Source organism: Flavobacterium flabelliforme, assembly GCF_017948675.1.
Classification (GTDB): domain Bacteria; phylum Bacteroidota; class Bacteroidia; order Flavobacteriales; family Flavobacteriaceae; genus Flavobacterium; species Flavobacterium pygoscelis.
Window position 1 is genome coordinate 13305 of record NZ_JAGFBU010000007.1, and the last position, 20080, is coordinate 33384.

At 32.2% G+C, this 20080-nt stretch carries 18 protein-coding genes; 7 read left to right on the forward strand and 11 right to left on the reverse strand.

What is annotated here, in order from left to right; all coding sequences use genetic code 11:
• Positions 1–35 precede the first annotated feature (35 nt).
• Together J3S90_RS14275 and J3S90_RS14280 are read left to right on the forward strand one after the other, a co-directional pair.
• Positions 36–617: a hypothetical protein gene (locus J3S90_RS14275; RefSeq protein ID WP_210646752.1), complete on the forward strand. Its 582-nt coding sequence runs from the start codon at positions 36–38 to the stop codon at positions 615–617.
• 216 nt (positions 618–833) lie between these two features.
• Positions 834–1355 carry a hypothetical protein gene (locus J3S90_RS14280; RefSeq protein WP_210646753.1) on the forward strand — a complete coding sequence of 174 codons (522 nt, stop codon included), beginning with the start codon at positions 834–836 and terminating at the stop codon, positions 1353–1355.
• A 277-nt stretch (positions 1356–1632) separates the two neighbouring features.
• On the opposite strand, the gene J3S90_RS14285 is transcribed toward J3S90_RS14280, so the two are convergent.
• Positions 1633–2685 carry an alpha/beta fold hydrolase gene (locus J3S90_RS14285; RefSeq protein WP_210646754.1) on the reverse strand — a complete coding sequence of 351 codons (1053 nt, stop codon included), beginning with the start codon at positions 2683–2685 and terminating at the stop codon, positions 1633–1635.
• Positions 2686–3225: 540 nt separating this feature from the next.
• On the opposite strand from J3S90_RS14285, the gene J3S90_RS14290 reads away from it, so the two are divergent.
• From J3S90_RS14290 to J3S90_RS14305, 4 genes are all read left to right on the forward strand, one after another.
• Positions 3226–4221: a type I phosphomannose isomerase catalytic subunit gene (locus tag J3S90_RS14290; protein ID WP_210646755.1), complete on the forward strand. Its 996-nt coding sequence runs from the start codon at positions 3226–3228 to the stop codon at positions 4219–4221.
• 44 nt (positions 4222–4265) lie between these two features.
• Positions 4266–5018 (forward strand): HAD-IIB family hydrolase, encoded by a 753-nt coding sequence (locus J3S90_RS14295; RefSeq protein WP_210646756.1) that lies wholly within the window; start codon positions 4266–4268, stop codon positions 5016–5018.
• A gap of 14 nt (positions 5019–5032) precedes the next feature.
• Entirely contained in the window at positions 5033–6124 is a 1092-nt protein-coding gene (locus J3S90_RS14300; RefSeq protein ID WP_210646757.1) for a glycoside hydrolase family 130 protein, read from the forward strand.
• A 134-nt stretch (positions 6125–6258) separates the two neighbouring features.
• The gene (locus J3S90_RS14305) at positions 6259–6780 is read left to right on the forward strand and encodes a c-type cytochrome (RefSeq protein WP_210646758.1); all 522 of its coding nucleotides are present in this window, start codon (positions 6259–6261) and stop codon (positions 6778–6780) included.
• 149 nt (positions 6781–6929) lie between these two features.
• Here J3S90_RS14305 and pgi read toward each other — a convergent pair whose 3' ends face one another.
• The 10 genes from pgi to J3S90_RS14355 all read right to left on the reverse strand — a co-directional run bounded on the left by pgi (position 6930) and on the right by J3S90_RS14355 (position 18173).
• Positions 6930–8579 (reverse strand): glucose-6-phosphate isomerase, encoded by a 1650-nt coding sequence (pgi, locus tag J3S90_RS14310; RefSeq protein ID WP_210646759.1) that lies wholly within the window; start codon positions 8577–8579, stop codon positions 6930–6932.
• 65 nt (positions 8580–8644) lie between these two features.
• Positions 8645–9373 carry a 6-phosphogluconolactonase gene (gene pgl / locus J3S90_RS14315; RefSeq protein WP_210646760.1) on the reverse strand — a complete coding sequence of 243 codons (729 nt, stop codon included), beginning with the start codon at positions 9371–9373 and terminating at the stop codon, positions 8645–8647.
• 2 nt (positions 9374–9375) lie between these two features.
• Entirely contained in the window at positions 9376–10896 is a 1521-nt protein-coding gene (zwf, locus tag J3S90_RS14320) for a glucose-6-phosphate dehydrogenase (protein WP_210646761.1), read from the reverse strand.
• 45 nt (positions 10897–10941) lie between these two features.
• Positions 10942–12369 (reverse strand): NADP-dependent phosphogluconate dehydrogenase, encoded by a 1428-nt coding sequence (gene gndA / locus J3S90_RS14325; protein WP_210646762.1) that lies wholly within the window; start codon positions 12367–12369, stop codon positions 10942–10944.
• Positions 12370–12376: 7 nt separating this feature from the next.
• On the reverse strand, positions 12377–13000 hold the full coding sequence (locus tag J3S90_RS14330; RefSeq protein ID WP_210646763.1) for an HAD family hydrolase: 624 nt from the start codon (positions 12998–13000) through the stop codon (positions 12377–12379).
• A gap of 4 nt (positions 13001–13004) precedes the next feature.
• A complete protein-coding gene (gene tal / locus J3S90_RS14335; RefSeq protein WP_210646764.1) occupies positions 13005–14096 on the reverse strand; it encodes a transaldolase in 1092 nt (363 codons plus the stop codon).
• Positions 14097–14303: 207 nt separating this feature from the next.
• Positions 14304–14762 (reverse strand): RpiB/LacA/LacB family sugar-phosphate isomerase, encoded by a 459-nt coding sequence (locus J3S90_RS14340; RefSeq protein WP_210646765.1) that lies wholly within the window; start codon positions 14760–14762, stop codon positions 14304–14306.
• A 124-nt stretch (positions 14763–14886) separates the two neighbouring features.
• Complete coding sequence (locus J3S90_RS14345; protein WP_210646766.1) at positions 14887–15039, reverse strand: hypothetical protein; 153 nt, start codon at positions 15037–15039, stop codon at positions 14887–14889.
• A 51-nt stretch (positions 15040–15090) separates the two neighbouring features.
• Positions 15091–17091, reverse strand: a complete 2001-nt coding sequence (tkt, locus tag J3S90_RS14350; RefSeq protein WP_210646767.1) for a transketolase — start codon at positions 17089–17091, stop codon at positions 15091–15093.
• 56 nt (positions 17092–17147) lie between these two features.
• Positions 17148–18173 carry a class I fructose-bisphosphate aldolase gene (locus J3S90_RS14355; RefSeq protein ID WP_210646768.1) on the reverse strand — a complete coding sequence of 342 codons (1026 nt, stop codon included), beginning with the start codon at positions 18171–18173 and terminating at the stop codon, positions 17148–17150.
• A 1349-nt stretch (positions 18174–19522) separates the two neighbouring features.
• Here J3S90_RS14355 and J3S90_RS14360 point away from each other — a divergent pair.
• On the forward strand, positions 19523–19990 hold the full coding sequence (locus J3S90_RS14360; protein ID WP_236023972.1) for a GlcG/HbpS family heme-binding protein: 468 nt from the start codon (positions 19523–19525) through the stop codon (positions 19988–19990).
• Positions 19991–20080: the final 90 nt, after the last annotated feature.

The window sequence follows — 20080 nt, forward strand, 5'->3', positions numbered from 1 at the left end:
TTACTGGCAATTACGCCAAAAATAACACCTATTTAATGAAAAATCTAAGCTTTGAAAATCTATTGAGAGATGCTGAAAATCTTATGCTTAATGAAAATGATTCTTATCTTCAATCATATAATGAGTTTAAAAATTACTTTGATAATATTGACGTAATTGAAAAACATAATTTAATAATTGGAAGTCACTTTGTTTATGGCTGGATGCCTACAATCATTCATCTAGATATTAACGAAATCGAAAAAGTTTTAGATTATTTGAATAAAGCAAAATCTGGAAGTTTACTTACAGAGAACCAATTGGATATAATTAAAAAATGCATTAATAATTCTATTGTGGGAACTTCAAAATTATTGCATTTTATAAATCCTGAAGTTTATGCAATTTGGGATAGTCGAATTTTCAGATATTTAACTGGAAAAAAATCTTCATATGGAATTGATAAGTCAAAAGCTTATGTAAATTATTTAAATGCTTTAAATGAAATTCAAAAGCATAATGAATATCAAATACTTCATAACAAAGTTCAAAAAAATTTTAAATATGAGATTTCATCTATGCGTGCAATTGAGCTTTTAATGTTTGAAACTGACAGACAACGAAATAGCAATAAATAGAAGTAACTGCTGGTAACAGCCATTACACAATAGTTGCGAATTTAGTGTAATTAACGTTTATTGTCATATATTCGTTAAGCAGAAAATAATCTGTTACAAAGTCGCAACCATCGTGTAGCGCCAATAAGATAAGTTATAAACAATATAGAAAAATTCAAAGCTTTTATTTACCAAAAAAGTATTCTTATTTCTTTGAATATATTCCAAAAAACTTTAATGAAGAAAGCTATTTTAGAAAAAAGTTTAGATTATATGCAATTTCAAAATTTGATCATTTTGACATTTTGTTTTGTTATAACTTTACTTGCAATGCTCTATTCATTAGATTTTGGTAGTTATATCCTTATAGAATGTTTTTTATTTTTATTCTCTTTACTCTTTATTGCCATTTTATTTACTAAAAAAGGGCTTATTATAATTGATGAGAATTTATATAGCGGCATTTTTTTATTTGGTAAACCAATCTACAAAAAATTAATTCCCATTATTGGATTTGATTGCATTTCGATAGTAACGGGAAAACTTTCTACAAACTATGCTTATTCCTATAAAATTGATGTGTTTCATAAATGGGAACCCGATTTAAATGTTTCAATTAAAAGTTTCAAAATTTGTATGATTGAAGAAAATCAAAAGAAAATCAAAAAAATAATAACATTAACCGACTCTAAAAAAGTAAAAATAGCAGTCGATTTTATTATTGAAAATAGTACGCTAAAATATGTTGAATTATATTAATACGTTTCACTCACTACTATAAGATCAATAACCAATTATTATAATTTCTATTTTAAACTTTAAATAGAATATAAAAAAATGATCTATAATGATGTTCTAAAAATCTAATTTAGAGTAAGCATTTTTATATCCTAAGCTAGAAAACTAAGAAATGCTAAAAGAAGATTGATTGCATTATTTTAATGTAATAGAAAACGATTATTTCATTAATTAAAAGCCCAACTATTAAAATTTTAAGTAGTTGGGCTTTTGTATTTTTTATAATTATTTATTAAGACTATCTTTTATCTTTCACCGTTTTTAAAAAACTATTTAAATGCTTATTAAATTCTTCTGGTTGTTCTAAGTTAGAAACGTGTCCTGCACCTTCAATAACTTTTAAAAGAGAACCTTTGATGTTTTCATGCATAAATTGTGATTGTGCAACGGGTGTTAATTGATCTTGAGCACCGCAAATAATAAGTGTTGGAATTGCAATAGCTCCTAAAGTAGAGCACGATTCTGAACGCTCTGCCAAAGCCACTAAACCAGCAGTAATTGATCTTGTAGAATTGGAAACCACTACTTCGCGCAACCTCTCAACAACTTCGCGCTTGTTTTGAAAAGAATCAGGATGAAAAACACTTTTAATAAAATTCTCATTAAATTCGGATGTACCTTTTTGCTTAATTTCTTCAACCGTTTTCAATCGTTTTTCTTTAGCTTCATCACTGTCAGCGGTACATTGTGTATCGGCTAAAATTAACGCCTCAAAACGCTCTGGAAATCTTTTTACAGCATTTAGAGCAATGTAACCACCCATTGATAATCCACAAACAATTGCTTTTTCTATATTTCTCCTGTCCATAAAAGCTATTAAATCATCCGTAAACAAATCAATACCTAAATGTGTTTCCTCGTCAGTTGACTTACCAAAACCACGAATATCTACAGCTATTGTACAAAAAGACTCTTTTAAACTGTCTATTTGCTCTTTCCACATTGATTTATCAAATGGAAAACCATGCAAAAACAATACAGGAACCTCGCCTTCACCAGCATAATTATAGGAAAGTGACATACTATTTATCTCTTCAATAAGATCTGAATTTGCACTTGTTGCACCAGTAGTTTTTACAGATTCAATTACTTTATCAGCATGACTTTCTTCGTATTTTTTTACCAAATTAACCAATGAATCGTAATATTTACTTAAGTTAATTTCAGGATTTTCTTTAGCAGGAATCGTTTCAGTTAGCTCGTTTAAATGCTTTAACAATTCTGGATAATTATTTCTAATTTTTTCAGTTATTTTTAAAATCTTTTCGTTCAATTCTTTTTCGACAATCATACTCTGTTATTTAAAAATTAATATACAATCAACTGAATCATTATAATGAAACAGTTACTTTTTTTTGAATTTTAATGATTGATCCATTTTATTAATTATTAATAAAAAAGTTTTTAGGATCATTCCATACTTGTAAAATTAAGAGTTATAGAAATAAAATGTGTTATATAGTTCATATTGAAGCTTATAAAATACGCACATTTAATCCTTACTATTTTTTTGATAATACGTTTTATTAGAGAAGCTATTTGCCTGAATAATTTTAAATCAAAATTTGAAAGATTTTATTTTTTGATTTTAAAATTAAACGTATAAAAAAGTAAGTTCAAAAGAAATCAATTTTACACAATTAATACAAATCGTTATATATCAGCACAGTTATAATTTACCTACAGTATTTTTTTTGTAAATTTGAGTTCAACGAGCATTTTAAAAAAACATTCGTTTCGTTGTGATATATAACTACAATCACAACAATTAATAGATTTAATTCTATCTGTTTTAAGAAATGCTATTATTAGAACTCTTAAAAAAATAAAAATGAAAATTCCAATTTATCCTTTAAAATTTGAACCCATTTATCAATACCGACTTTGGGGAGGCCGAAAATTAGAAAATTTACTTTCAAAACCTTTACCTGATAATGAGCCCATCGGTGAAGCTTGGATATTGAGCGATCGTAAAGACCATTCCAGTTTAGTGCAAGAAGGCGATTTAAAAAACAAAACTATTACTTCCTTAATGGAAGAGTATCGGTATGAAATAATGGGTAAGAACGGTCTCTATTACGATCGTTTTCCGCTATTGCTGAAATTTTTAGATTGTAAAGAGGTTTTATCAGTACAAGTGCATCCTTCTGATCACCAAAAAGAGCTACTTCCTGAAGGCGATACTGGAAAAACAGAAGCTTGGATTGTATTAGAAACAAGTGATGACAGTAAGATTTTTGCGGGTTTAAAGCCAGGTACAAATAAAGAAAATTTAGTAGCATCGATTAAAGATAAATCAGTTTCAGAACGACTTCATAGTTTTATTCCTAAACAAGAAGATGCAGTATTCATTGAATCAGGAACCGTTCATACGCTTGGTGGAACTGTAGTTTTTGAAGTACAAGAAAATAGTGATGTGACTTTTCGTTTGTATGATTGGGATCGATTGGATGCAAAAACGGGTAAGCCACGTGATCTTCAGATTGAAAATGCGATTCAAAGCATCAATTTTAATCAAGGTGAGATTGGTCCTGTAACTCCAGTAATTGATAATTCTATTAAAAATTCCGAAATACTCTTTGACAACAATCACTTTAAAGTATGGCGCATCAAAAATAAAGAGGTTTTTAAAGTTGGTTTTATTGACATGCCTACTGTTTTAGTTTGTATTAATGGAAAAGGTAGTATGAGTTATAACAATCAAGAATATAACATTAGTAAAGGAGAAGTGATGCTTTTACCGGCAATTATAGGGCAATTAGAACTTTTACCTAATGATGAAATTACCTTATTTCAAATCACTATTCCTGATAAAAACTCCAATTAAATAATATCACTTTTTTAAAATTATAATCTGTAAGATTTCAAAAAATGAAAAAATTAATAATATTTGATTTGGATGGTACATTGGCTAAAAGTAAATCTGCTATAGATAAAGAAATGGCAATTCTTTTTAAGGAGCTTTTAGAGGTAACTCAAGTTGCTATAATTTCTGGTGGAGACTGGCCACAATTTGAAAAACAAGTTATAAACCAATTACCAAAATACACCTCATTTACAAAACTGTCGATTCTGCCCACTTGCGGAACAAAATATTATCAATACAAAAAGAATTGGGTTAAAGTGTATGAAGAAAAATTCACAGATGAAGAAAGAAAGGAAATCCTTTTTAACCTCAACAATGCAATAAAGAATTCAGATATTGAAATTAAAAAAACTTGGGGAAATCAAATTGAAGATCGCGGTAGTCAAATCACCTTTTCTGCTTTGGGACAAGAAGCGCATCTTGAAGAAAAAAAAGCATGGGATAATGATTTTGCTAAACGAAAAAAAATTGTTACTCCGCTTCAGAAATCTTTAAAAGAATTTTCGATAGGAATGGGCGGAACAACATCAATAGATATTACTAAACCAGGAATCGATAAAGCCTACGGAATTTTAAAACTCAAAGAAATTTTAAAAATTGGCATTGATGAAATGTTATTTATTGGAGATGCACTATTTGAAGGAGGAAACGATTTTCCAGCTAGAAGCACTGGTGCCAAGTGTATTCAAGTGAGAGATCCAGAAGAAACTAAAAGAATAATAGAAACTATTATTGCTTGTGAAACTAACAATATTTAAAAAATAAAAATACAATGATTCCATTTAAACTTAACCGCATTTGTACCATCATGGAACCCGAAGCAGGAAATGAATACGAAGTAGAAGGCGTTTTAAATCCGGCTGTAACTAGAGGACCTGACGGAGAATTATACATTTTTCCTAGATTGGTAGCAAAGGATAATTACTCAAGAATTGGAATTGGAAAGGTTAAATTTAATGCTGACGGAGATCCATTTGAAGTAGAACGTTTAGGAATTGCTTTAGAACCGGAGATGGATTATGAAAAACGTCCTGATGGTGGAGGCGGATGTGAAGATCCAAGGATTTCGTATGTCAAATCTGTAGAAAATTATATAATGACTTATACGGCTTACGGACCAGATGGACCGCGAATTGCAATGGCTAAATCGAAAGATCTTTTAAGTTGGGAACGCTTGGGATTGGTTTGTTTCTCGTTATATAAGCCACTTGATTTTAACAACGTAGATGATAAAGATGCTAGTTTTTTCCCGACGGATCTTCCTAGTCCACACAATCATACCTCGATTGCTATGCTACACCGACCGTTATTTCCCGAATCTATTCCAGAGAAAACGGTTAAACTTGATGATAATCGATCAATAGATCAACATAGAGAAAGTATATGGATTTCTTATTTTAATCTAAAAGAAGGTCAGGAAACTTGTCTAGAACACGCTCAATTTACTTCGCATTATCGTTTGGCACAACCCGTTTACCCTTGGGAAAAATTAAAAATTGGTGCAGGTGCGCCACCCATTTTAACCAAACATGGTTGGTTGATGATTTACCACGGTGTTAGAAAACATAATGATTGCACAGAAGATCAGCCACGATATACTTATTCTGCTGGAGTTATGGTTTTGTCTGAGAATTCACCTCAAGAAATAATTTATCGATCTCCTGAGCCTATATTAGTCCCAGAACTAGAAGATGAGACAATTGGAATAGTTGGTAATGTAGTTTTCCCAACAGGAACAGATCGAAGGGACGATATTGGTCAGCCGGAACGAATTGATGTTTATTACGGAATGGCAGACAATCGAATAGGCGTTGCAAAAATGACAATACCAGATGTATTGCCAAAATATTGGAAGAGTTTGTAAATAGAATGCAATTTTACTTTAGCAAACCTTTTTAAAATAAGTAATACCTAAAAGTTCAATCGATTAAAAAATTTAAATAAATGGTGTGATTTTAATTTGTAAATTAGACCTGTTAATACTTAAATCAATTATTTATGAAAAATAAAAGAAAAATATTTTCGTTATTAATGAGTCTAAGTTTTGTGTTCTTAATCACGCTCCTTTATGCTTTTAAATCAAAGACTATAGAAGATAATAGCTACCAGCCACAACCAAAGTGGAAAAATCTTAAAGTCCTTCCTCAAAATATTTCTAAAGATAGCTTAGACTATTTAATGGACGGATATACAAATGCCTTAAGCGTAAAATGTAACTATTGTCATGCTTCGCAAAAAGACAATCCCAGTAAATTAGATTTTGCAAGTGATGATAAAATTGAAAAAGAGATCGCTCGCGGCATGATTAAAATGACCAATGATTTGAATAAAATTTATTTTCAACCTCATTTTCCGGACCCAAAGCCAGCTCAGGTACAGGTTGTAAATTGCGTTATGTGCCATCGTGGAGCTCCAAATCCGGAGAAATATCTAGCAAAAATGAGCACAATGTACAAAACATACAATCCTGATAGAGATAACAGAAAAGAGAAAATGCTAAAAGAAATGGGAAAACAATGATAAAAAAAATATAATTTAAATACTTTGTTTTTTTATCGATAGTATTAAAAAAGGATTTTAGATAACTACTGTTGTAATAATCTAAAATCCTTTTTTCATTGTTATTTGATATAGATTTTGCCTCTTAATCAATTTATTAAATCAATATATTATCTCCACTTTTTATAAGCATTAATTAATCCATTTGTAGAAGCGTCGTGCGAATTTATTTCATCCTCATTACTAAGTTCTGGAAGCACTTTTGATGCTAATTGTTTGCCCAGCTCAACTCCCCATTGATCAAAACTTAATATATTCCAGATAATTCCCTGCACAAATATTTTATGTTCGTAAAGTGCTATCAGTTTGCCTAAAGAAAATGGTGTCATTTCTTTTACTAAAAACGAGTTGGTTGGTTTATTTCCTGCAAATACTTTAAACGGAATTAATTCGTCAATTTGAGCTTTACTCATCTTCGAATCTTTTAATTCATTCGCTACTTCCTCAGCTGTTTTTCCATTCATCAGCGCTTCCGTTTGTGCGAAAAAATTAGATAATAAAATAGGATGATGCTTTCCAACGGGATTATGACTTACAGCAGGAGCAATAAAATCACATGGAATTAGGTGTGTACCTTGGTGTATTAATTGATAAAATGCATGTTGCCCATTAGTTCCTGGTTCACCCCAAACTACGGGTCCAGTACTGTAGGTCACTTTTTTTCCATTTCTATCTACTTGCTTACCGTTGCTTTCCATATTTCCTTGTTGAAAATAAGCTGGAAAACGATGCATATATTGATCGTATGGTAAAATAGCTTCTGTTTCTGCACCAAAAAAATTAGTGTACCAAATACCAACTAAGCCCATAATTACGGGAATATTAGTTTTAAAATCTTCATTTTGAAAATGATGATCTGCAGCTTCAGCACCTTTCAATAACTTCTCAAAATTATCATACCCAATTGTAAGTGCAATCGAAAGTCCAATGCTACTCCAAATACTATAACGACCTCCTACCCAATCCCAAAAAACAAACCTATTTTCAAGATCGATTCCAAAATCCTTCACTCCTTTTTCGTTTGTCGAAAGCGCTATAAAATGTTTAGCAACAAACTTTTCATCAAGTGCTGATTTTAAAAACCAATCACGCGCTGTATGAGCATTGGTCATGGTTTCCTGAGTAGTAAACGTTTTTGATGCAATGGTAAAAAGTGTTTCCTCTGGATCTAAATTTTTTAATGTTTCAACAATTTGAGTTCCATCCACATTAGATACAAAATATGCTTGTATGCCTTCAATCCAATACGGTTTTAATGCTTCGGTAACCATTACTGGACCAAGATCACTTCCACCAATACCAATATTAACGATATTTTTAATTTTTTTTCCAGTATATCCTTTCCATTCTCCACTGTGAATTTTTTTACAGAAGGATTTCATTTTTTCACGAGCTTCTCGAACTTCTAGCATTATGTCGTTACCATCTAAAGTAATAGTTTCCGAAGAAAAATTTCGCAAAGCTGTATGCAAAACAGCGCGATTTTCACTTAAATTTATTTTTTCTCCACTAAACATAGCTTCTCTCGCTACTTTCACTTGAGATTCGTCTGCTAATTGAAATAATAGTTCCAATGTCTTTTCGTTAATAATATTTTTTGAATAATCAAAAAGGATATCATCCAATTCAACTGACATTTTATCAAAACGTTTTGGATCATTTTTAAAAAGTTCTTTCATCTGAACCTGATTCATTTCAGATTGATGTTTATATAATTCTTTCCAAGCGGTGGTTTCTGTAGGATTAATTTTTGGTAACATATTCAATTATTTTATTATTTATTTTCTAAAATAGTTTAAAGCAGTAGTACTAACTTTTTTTATGATTATAATTTTGATGCAGACTCACTATCAATATACCAATGCGTTTTATGTTTGTCACTACTAATTAATCGCGCAGGATATTCATTTATTGTCCCTTTTGAATCATTTAAAACATGATAAATTGCAGCCGCTTTGTCTTTCCCATAAACTAAAAAAGCAATATTTCTAGCTTGATTAATAAGTGGAGCAGTCATAGTTATGCGGTACATATTCACTTCATTTACATAAACAGCCTTAATTGTTGCATCAGTTTCTTCTAATACGGTAGTATTAGGAAAAAGTGACGCCGTGTGTGCGTTATCACCGAGGCCTAAAAGAACAAAATCAAATTCGACTGTTTTTTCTTTAAAATGGGATCGTATAGATTTATCATAACGCAATGCTGCTGTTTCAGGACTTTCTGAAGTATCAACATTAAACACATTAGAATTTTTAATTTTTAAAGGTACAAATAAAGCCTTTTTTACCATTAAATAATTTCTTTGTGGATCATTTTCCGGAACAAAACGCTCATCACCAAAGAAAAAATAGGTTTTATCCCAATCGATCTTATTGCTAAACTTTTCAGAAGCAAGTAATTCGTATAATTTCTTTGGAGAATTTCCGCCTGCTAAAACAAAGTTAAATTGTCCTCTTTCCCTAATAGCAGCTTGTGCAGTACTACAGATGTTCTCTGCCAAAGCATTTAATAGTTCATTAATATCCGTGTAAACATTTATTGCACTTATCATTCCTACTTATTTTTTTCTGGAAGGTTAAACCAATGATAACCATCTTGTGCAATGAGCGCTTCTGCATTTTCTGGCCCCCAAGAATCAGCTGGATAATTCGGAAAATCAGCTGTTTTACTGTTTTCCCAAAAATTAAGCACAGGCATAATCAATTGCCAAGCTTCCTCTACTTGATCTGCACGCATAAAGAGCGTTTGATCTCCAGATATAATATCTAATAGCAAGGTTTCATAAGCTTCCGGAGATTCTGATTTTGGAATACCAGAATAATCAAAAATCATATTCATTGAATTAAGATTCATTTCGAGACCTGGACTTTTGCTTTGCAACTGAAATTGAATGGCCATATCTGGCTGAATACTAATAATTAATCGATTTTTTTTAGGGCTGTTACCTTCATCAGAATGGAAAATATTATGAGGAATTTCTTTGAACTGAATTGTAATTTGAGAAGCCGATTTAAAGAGTCTTTTACCTGTTCTTAAATAAAAAGGTACACCTTGCCAGCGCCAATTATCAACATAAAGTTTAAGAGCGGCAAAAGTTTCTGTGTTTGAATGTGGATCTACATTTTCCTCTTCACGATACCCAATCACTTTTATACCTTCTATCCATCCCGGACCATATTGACCTCTAGCCGACATAGAATCAATTTCGCTAGGTATAATTTTACGCATTGATTTTAGAATATCAACTTTGCGATTGCGAACCTCATCAGCATCAAAACTTATTGGCGGTTCCATTGCAATGATACAAAGGAGTTGTAATAGGTGATTCTGGATCATATCTCTCAAAATCCCCGCTTGCTCGAAATACTTTCCTCGCGTGCCAATACCTATTTGTTCCGTTACCGAAATCTGAACATTTTCTATATGATTTCTGTTCCAAAGTGGCTCCATAATCGAATTGGCAAAGCGGAAAGCCATTATATTTTGAACTACTTCTTTACCTAAATAATGATCAATTCTATAAATCTGATTCTCCTGAAATAAAGTTAGCAGTTTTGCATTAAGTGCCTTTGCCGATTCTAGGTCAGTGCCAAATGGTTTTTCGATAACAATTCGAGCTGTTTCAGGGTTGTTATCTAGTTTTGCGATTGAAATATTATGAGCAATGGTACAAAAAAAGTGTGGAGCTACCGCGCAATAATATACTATTGAAGGCTTTTGCTCTTCCCAATCTTTTTTGAATTTCTCAATATAATCGCCAAAAGGCTTAAACGTTGAGGCATCAGTAATATCAGCGGCTTGATGAAATATATTGGAGGCAAATTTTGACCACTCTTCTTTTTTTGATTTTCCTTTTCTTGAAAATTCATCTACCGAAGCAAGTAATTCGCCTTTGTATTTTTCATCCGTCATTTTGGTTGACGATGTCCCAATGATAGCAAATTTCTCGGGCAACCAACCGTCTAAAAATAGATTATAAAGCGCGGGCATTATTTTTCGTTTGGTCAAATCACCAGTACCACCGAATATGATAAAAATAGTAGAATTTGCTTTTTTATTAGCCGTTTTTCCCATAATTTAAATGTATTGAAAACTTATATTTTAAAAGAATAAATCTCTTTATTCTACTTTATTTTCTATTTCCCAGATCGTATGAAAAACACCTTGTTTTCCTATCAACTCATAAGTATGTGCTCCAAAATAATCCCGTTGTGCTTGAATAAGATTTGTTGGCATAATGGCACATCTAAAATTATCAAAGTAACTTAAAGAGGTTGAAAAAGCGGGTATAGCAATTCCTTGCAAAACAGCATCGGAAACAATAGTGCGAATTCCGGCAATACTTTTTGTTAGGTTATTGTGAATAGAATCATCTAAAAATAAATGTTCTAATTTAGCCTCTTTTTGATAAGCTGCAAAAATATCTTCTAGAAAAGCAGATCGTATAATACAACCTCCACGCCATATTTTTGCAATTAAATCTAAATTTAAATCATAATTAAATTCTTCATTAGCTTTAAACAATAAATGCATTCCTTGCGCATACGCAGAAACCATAGAAAAGTAGAAAGCTTGCTCTAAAACATCAAAATAGTCCTCCCCTTTAGAATCATACTGCAAGTTGTTATTTGGATACATCTTTGAAGCTTTAACTCTTAACTCTTTATAATGAGAAAGATCTCGCATAGAAACTGAAATATCTATGGTAGGAATGGGACAATTTAAATCCATTGCGGCTTGAGAAGTCCATTTTCCTGTTCCTTTGGCTTTAGCTTGATCGCTAATATCGTTCACCAAAGCATCAGTTTTTCCTTCTTGTTTATAGGCAAAAATATCACGTGTTATATCTAATAAATAGGATTGTAATCGGCCTTCATTCCATTTTTTGAATACATCATGAATTTCTACATCACTGTATTTCAATCCGTTTTTTAAAATTTCATACGTCTCAGAAATCAATTGCATCAATGCATATTCAATTCCGTTATGAACCATTTTTACAAAATGTCCGGCAGAACGCTCGCCCATGTAAGCAACTGTAGCATCTCCATTTACATGAGCAGCAATTTTCTTAAGAATTGGCGCTACTATTTCATAGGCTTTTTTATCACCTCCTGGCATCATACTCGGCCCTTTACGAGCTCCTTCTTCACCTCCAGAAACACCCATTCCGATGAAATGATACCCTTTTTCCTTTAATGATAAATTTCTACGCTCGGTGTCTGTAAAATGAGAGTTTCCACCATCAATTATAATATCGCCTAGATCTAGAACTTGAAGCAACTCATCTATAACATCATCTACAATCTTTCCCGCAGGTACTAACATCATTACTATTCTTGGACTTTTTAAACTCTTTGCGAAAGCTTTTAAATCTGAAAAACCTTGAATTGTATCTCTCTTTAAATTATTTAGACTCTCAACTTTATCGGTGCTATTATCATAACCAGCACAATGGTATCCGCTGTCTGCAATGTTCTGCAATAGATTAGAACCCATTGTTCCGAGACCGATCATTCCAAATGCATTTTCGTTATCTAATTTCATATTAGTTTTATGTTTGTATAAAATTTTCAAGAATCTTTTTAGTTGTTTCAAAATCTTGATGAAGAATCGTATTCATTCCAAGTTTTTTAGCTGCATTCACTAGCATTGGTCGGTCATCAAAATAAAGACATTCATTAGGGGCAACTTGAGCAATTTCCATGGCTCTAATAAAAATTCGTGGATCTGGTTTTCTCATTTTTAAGTAACAAGAGGAAAAAAATCCATCAAAAAGTTCCCTTAAATGAAAAGTTTCAATACGAAAATCATTTAGTTCCCTACTTTCATTACTCAGAGCAAATACGGGCAATACCGTGTGTTGTTTCCAAATTTTCAACCATTCTAAAAGCTGCGGCAACTCTTGTGATTGGGCATACATAAATGCTATAAATTCATCTTTTAAGAAATCCCTATCGGTATGAAATAAAACCGTGTCTAAATACTCATCAAGCGAAATACTGCCAATTTCAAAAACATTATAGATAAAATTATGCAGAATTTCCATTTCTTGATAATCAAAATCAAAAACTTGTGCTGCTTTTTGGCGTGATTCATGTCCCCAACCATTAGTTAGTAATACGCCACCAATATCCATAAAGATCACTTTTATTTTCTTTGGATCAAAATCGTTCATAGATTTATTTAATTTTACGTTTTTGATTATCGATACTTTTGATCAATTTTTCATAAGCTTGATTGAATTTCTCAATACCTTCCGCTTCTAGTTTTTCCGTAATAGTATCGATATTGATGTCTTTATTTTTCAACTCTTCCATAATTGCGTCCGCTTCTTCAATATTTTGAATCAAAGTTTCCGCTGCCTTTCCGTGATCTCTAAAAGCATCAATAGTCTCCATAGGAAGCGTGTTTATAGTATCTTTTCCAATCAAATTTTCTACGTATAAAACATCGCTAAAAGCAGGATCCTTCGTGCTAGTACTTGCAAAAAGAATGCGTTGACTAGCTGCTCCTTTTGCTTGCAAAGCTTTAAATCGATCACTCAAAATCATATTAAGATATAGTTGATAAGCTTTTTTGGCGGAGGCAATTGCTACTTTTCCTTTCCGTTTTTCTAATCCTTTTTCCTCTAGTAAAGGATCTACCATCACATCAATTCGACTCAAAAAGAAACTCGCAACCGAAGCAATTCCTTCAATCGAATTCCCTTCTTTAAGTCGATCTTCTAACCCGCCCATAAAGGCTTCAGTAATTTCTATATAACGAGGAATACCAAAAAGCAATGTGACATTAATATTAATTCCTTCGCGCAAACATTCCCGTATTGCAGGCAATCCTTGTTTTGTTCCTGGTATTTTTATCATTACATTTTTACGATTAACTTTTTTCCAAAGTTCACGCGCTTGCGTAATCGTACCATCCGTATCTAAAGCCAAATAAGGCGATACTTCTAGACTTACATAACCATCTTTGCCTGCCGTTTTATCATAAACAGGTTTAAAAAGATCTGCTGCCCTTTGAATATCTGCAATTGCCATGTCAAAGAATATAACCGAATTGTCATTTTCCCTTTTTGAAATTTCAGTAATATCTTCATCGTAATCCGAACTGCCACTAATAGCTTTTTCAAAAATAGAGGGATTGGAGGTAAGTCCGCGTAAATCGTCAGTGTCAATTAGGCTTTTTAGTTTGCCTGAGTTCATAATTTCACGATCAAGTAAATCCAGCCAGATGCTCTGATCAAGATTTCGTATTTCATTTAATGGATTCATTTTTTTATTTTTTAAATTATATTTTAAAAATAGAATGCAATATATAGTAGTTCTACTAGCTATTAGAAGCTATTTCCCGCTATCCGCTACAATCTTTAACTACCGTTGCAAAAGCAACTTTAGTGAAAGGATTTTCACTACTATCGGGGCTAAAAAAATAGGATTTCTTAAACATGATTATGTATCATGGTCCAGCTATTTGGCTAATTATCTTTCTAGTTTTTCAATTTCATGCAGTCGCCTTAAGTGCCGTTCTGCGCCAATAAATTTTGCTTGCAAAAAAGCTAGAATCAATTCTTTTGCAATTTCATATCCAGTAACACGACCACCTAGACAAATCAAATTCATATCGTCATCTTCTACCCCTTGATGCGCTGAAAAATAATCTCCAATTAAGGCAGCTCTTACACCAGAAACTTTGTTCGTAGCAATACATGCACCAACTCCGCTTCCACAAATTGCAATACCTCTAAAAACGGCTCCATTGGCAACAGCTTTTGCAAGCGGAATAACATAATCGGGATAATCATCGGACGTATTTAATTGTTTCGCCCCAAAATCTTTCACTTCAAATTGTTGCTCGTTTAAAAAAGATACAATCTTTTGTTTGAGTTCAAATCCACCATGATCTGATGCTATTCCGATTATTTTTTTTTTTGAAGTCATTTTTCTGGGTGCTTTTATTGTCTTTTATTTATTTGAGACCAACTAATTTTAAAAACAATCATCAAATCTCTATTTTGAAGTCATTAAAAATTTATTTTAGTTTTTTTTTTAAAATCATTACGTTTCATTTTTTTTTAGGATTTTCTAAAGGCTGAGGATCCATCCGAAGGTTCTCACTTCTTTGTTCCTCATATTCCTGCGGAAAGTTATCATTGCCAATTTCTTTTTCTACTGGTTGATTTTTTTTATCTTTTTTGTCTTTAGGATTACTTTCCATGTTCTGATGTTTAAATAATTATACCCTTTATTATTCCTTATATTTAATAAATTATAATAGCAACGCTTTTGCTTGTTTTACTACATTTTCTATTGTAAAACCGTACTCTTTCATTACTTGTTCCCCAGGTGCACTTTCGCCAAATTTGTCAATACCAATTACTGCACCATCATCAGTTGTATATTTCATCCATCCAATAGAGGAACCTGCTTCTACTGCTAATCTTTTTCTAATTCCTTTTGGCAAAACTGTTTCGCGATAAGCAGCCTCTTGTTTATCAAACAGATTCCAACTTGGCATACTTACCACACGAGCTTGAATATTATTTTTCTCTAATTCTTTTTGTGCTGCTATGATCAATTGAACTTCTGATCCACTAGCAATTAAAATTATATCCGGCTTACCCTTACAATCTGACAGTATGTAGGCACCTTTCTCCAAATTTTTGGCACTCGCATATTTTTTCTGATCGATAATTGGAATGCCTTGACGGGTGAGCACAATTGCAACTGGTCCCTCTTTGTGTTCAATCGCCACACGCCATGCTTGCGCAGATTCATTAGCGTCTGCAGGACGAATTACAGTCATATTCGGAATAGTTCGTAAACCTATCAATTGCTCAACAGGCTGGTGCGTAGTTCCATCTTCTCCCAATGCAATACTGTCGTGGGTAAAAACTAGGATAGATCGAATTTTCATAATGGCTGCTAATCGAATTGGAGGTCGCATATAATCAGAAAAAATTAAAAAGGTAGCACCATACGGAATTAAATAATTGCTAAGTGCCATTCCGTTGAGAATTGATCCCATAGCATGCTCACGGATTCCAAAATGGAAATTTCGACCATCGCGATGTTCTACTGAAAAGGATTTAAATGAATCAAGATTCGTATCTGTTGAAGGAGAAAGATCGGCAGATCCTCCAATTAATTGAGGAAAAAATGCAGCGATAGCATTTAATGTTTTACCAGAAGCTTTTCGTGTAGCCAATTCTTTGCCAGCTTCAAAAACGGGAAGATTTTTCTCCCAACCCTCAGGCAATTTCCCAGAACTAATAGCTTCATATTCCTTAGCTAAATCGGGATGACGTTGTTTATATATTTTATATAATTCATTCCAATCGTCTTCATTCTTAGCTGATTTTTTCCCAGCTTTTCGATAAAATTCTAAAACATCTTCTGGAATTACGAAATTTTTGTCGGGGTCAAAACCGAAGTTTTCTTTTACTAAACGAACTTCATCTTCCCCCAAAGGAGAGCCATGTGCGGCAGACGTATTTTGTTTATTGGGACTTCCATAACCAATATAACTGCGGATTTTTATTAATGAAGGTCGATTAGTTTGGTTTTGGGCATTTTTAATTGCTTCGGAAACAGCTTTTAGATCATTAATGTCTGGGAGGTTTTGAACATGCCAACCATAGGCTTCAAATCTTTTGGAGACATCCTCATCAAAAGCCAAATCAGTATTTCCTTCTATTGTAATGTGATTGCTATCATAGAAATAAATTACATTTCCCAATCCGAGATGCCCTGCTATAGAAGCTGCTTCTGCAGTAACACCTTCCATTAAATCGCCATCGCTACAAATCGCATAAATTTTGTAATCAAAAATGTTAAAGTCTGGTTGATTGTATCGAGCTGCCATATATTTTTCGGCAATCGCCATTCCAATACCATTTGCAAAACCCTGACCTAGTGGCCCAGTTGTCACTTCTATTCCTGGAGTCAAACCATATTCTGGATGACCAGCGGTTATACTGTGAAGCTGTCTGAAATTTTTAATATCATTCAACGTTATTTCATATCCTGTTAGATGCAAATAACTGTATTGCAACATACAAGCATGTCCGCATGAAAGCACAAAACGATCTCTATTGACCCAATTCGGATTTTTAGGATTGTATCGCATCACTTCAGACCATAAAATATGACCTAATGGAGAAAGCGCCATTGGAGTTCCTGGATGCCCTGAATTTGCTTTTTGTACCGCATCTGCTGCTAAAACTCTTACGGTGTCAATACATTTCTGATTTAAATTATCTGATTCCATATTTTATAATTCTTCTAACTTTTATAATTGAACTATTCTTGGAGCAATTACCCATACTAATTACTTTTTTCCATTTCCGGTTTATAAGTTCCAAGATGTGCTGCGGATGCAATTTTGGCACGGCGATAGAGTAGTTTTTGAGCTTCGGCTACATTATCTTCATTCCCTTTCCAAGCTTCTAATGCTGGTTGTTGAATGGCTCTTGCAAAAGAAAAAGAGATTTTCCAAGGAAGATGATTCTTAAAATTTTTATTAATTGCATTGAGATGCGCGGCGGCTTTTTCAGGAGATTGACCACCAGATAAAAATGCAATGGCTGGAACCGAAGCTGGAACTGCAGAAAGAAAACACTTTACTGTTGCTTGAGCGACTTCATCTACTGTGTTTTGATGTTTGTTCTCTGTTCCAGCTACGATCATATTGGGCTTTAAAATAATACCTTCTAAGTTGACTTTAAAGAGATAAAGATGATAAAAAAGTGATTTTAAAACCTTTTCTGTAACCTCATAACATTCTTGAATAGAATGATTCCCATCCATCAAAACCTCTGGTTCTACAATAGGTACAATTCCTTCTTGCTGGCATATTGCAGCATAGCGTGCTAAATCTTGCACATTAGCATAGATACAAGCATCTGTTGGAATTCCGTCACCTATTGTTATTATGGCGCGCCATTTTGCAAAACGAATACCCATTCCTTTATAGGATATTAAACGTTGTTGTAAACCGTCTAACCCTTCGGTAATTTTTTCATTTTCAAATCCTGCTAAAAGTTTTGTTCCTTGATCTACTTTTACTCCAGCTATAATCCCTGATTTTAATAGTGCCGTTGCCATCGGTTCACCATCATCCGTTTGTTGCTGCAGGGTTTCTTCATACAAAATAGCACCACCAATACTATCGATTAGTCCTTCAGTTTTAATAATAAGCTGGCGGAATTTACGTCGCATTTCTGGTGTTTGTGGAATTCCGTTCGCCTCAAAACGTTTGTCGCAGGTTGGTGTACTTTCGTCCATGGCAAGAATACCTTTTCCATTACTAAAAAGTTCTTCAATTGTATCTTTTAAGAGTTGTATTTCCATATGTTCTCTATTTTAAAAAAGTAATTCGGAAAATGAAATTAGTATTTTGTAAATAATTGATAAGTAAACTAATTGTTGTTTCGAAATAAAAATTCGCTTTGTTGATGAACGCGTGTTGATGACACATAAAAAAATAGTGTCGAGATACTTCCTGATTGAGAAAGTAGCAAAAGTGTATTTAAAGTAGGAACTTCAAATTATTTTTTAAAACAAAGCTTTCATTTTTTCCATTTTTGTTTTTAGATTTTAATATAAATCGCAAAAACAAAATCCCAAATATTAGGTTGTAGTAAGGTACTCATATTCAATGAGGTAAAATTATAAAAATATCATAAAATTCTATTTTTATGAGAAAGAACAAATCTAGAAACTAAAATAGAAACTAAAAAATTAGTATATTGAATGAACTATTTATTATAAAAAAAAGAGGATTTATAAAGTTGCAATCACTTAAAATTTAAATTTATCTATAGTTTATTTGTGATTTTCTGATTTAAAGATACTACTTCAAGCTAATGAGATTTTTGACATTCTGTAGGTTTACACCATACTCAATTTCTATCTGAACTTTAGAACCACATTTGTCAATTATATTACAAACTGCTTCTATTTCATTATAAGTATATTTTTTGAGATCCAAAATCGCGATCTAATAACATGACAAGCCCTTGTTCAATTTTCTTAATAATAAATTCGGGCTTATATCAGATTAATCGCTCTTATTATTAAGAAAATAAGATTAAATTTTGAACTAAAAACAAGCTTTTTTTATGTAGATTTCATTCTTTAATTTAAGAAGCAAATACAATAAAGCTAAAAAATTGAGTTTATTAAAGTATATATAAAGAGGTTGCATTAGTGCTAAAATTGTATTTGTTTTGGCACAAATTAGTAGCCTGCGATCTACCTAAAGTTGTTTATGTTCCCTTTTTGAAAAAATTGAATTAATAAAATGATACCTATTTTAAGACTTTATCACCTTTCCATTACAAACAAAGACTGTAAAAAAGCAAAAAAAATCTAAAGCAAAATATTAGGATTCTAAATTGATTAAGACAATTATAGACAGAATGAAAATCTTATAAATTTTATTTATCGCTGAACTGAATTTATTTGATTGAACTTTTTTAATTTCCAATTATATACGAACCACAAACAAGATCAAAAGCATCGGTTTTGTTATTAATAGCTTTTGAAGTTTGAATATTGAAAAGTGTATTCATATTTTAATCAATGCTCTTATAAAACACAATATATCAATATGGTTGAATTCAATAAAATAAAAAAATTTCAAAATTTAGTGCTATAAAATTCTAACAATCACAAATTAATCTCTAACAAGAAAAAAAATGAAAAAGAGAGCGACTCTAATTTTAATACTATTTATCACAATAATGACAAACGCACAAGAAAAATTAATTCAAGAACCAATACTTACTGGAGAAATGGCATTTAAAATAGTGCAAAAATCTATAACACAAGCAGAAAAAGACGGCCTGTATGTTACGATAACCGTCGTTGATAAATCAGGACAAAGTTTAGCCGTTTCAAGACATCAGAATGCTGGAGTGCATACCATACGTGCTAGTTATAAGAAAGCATATACCGCTTGCTCTCAAAAAAGAGAAACGGCTGTAATTGCGAAAGGAATAAAAGACGGAACTATTCCAGAAGATATTCGTTTTCTAGATGAGAATATATTAATTATGGATGGCGGAATTCCTATTTATATTAATGGTAAAGTCGTGGGTGGTATAGGTGTTGGCGGAGCTCATGGTTCCGAGGATGTACGTATTGCAAAAGCAGGTCTATTATAGCCTTAGAAAAAAAATTTAGAGTTTTAAACTTAGTCACTACTTAAGGAAATATTTGCATAATTTGTTACTTTAGGTTTTTCCTATAATAGT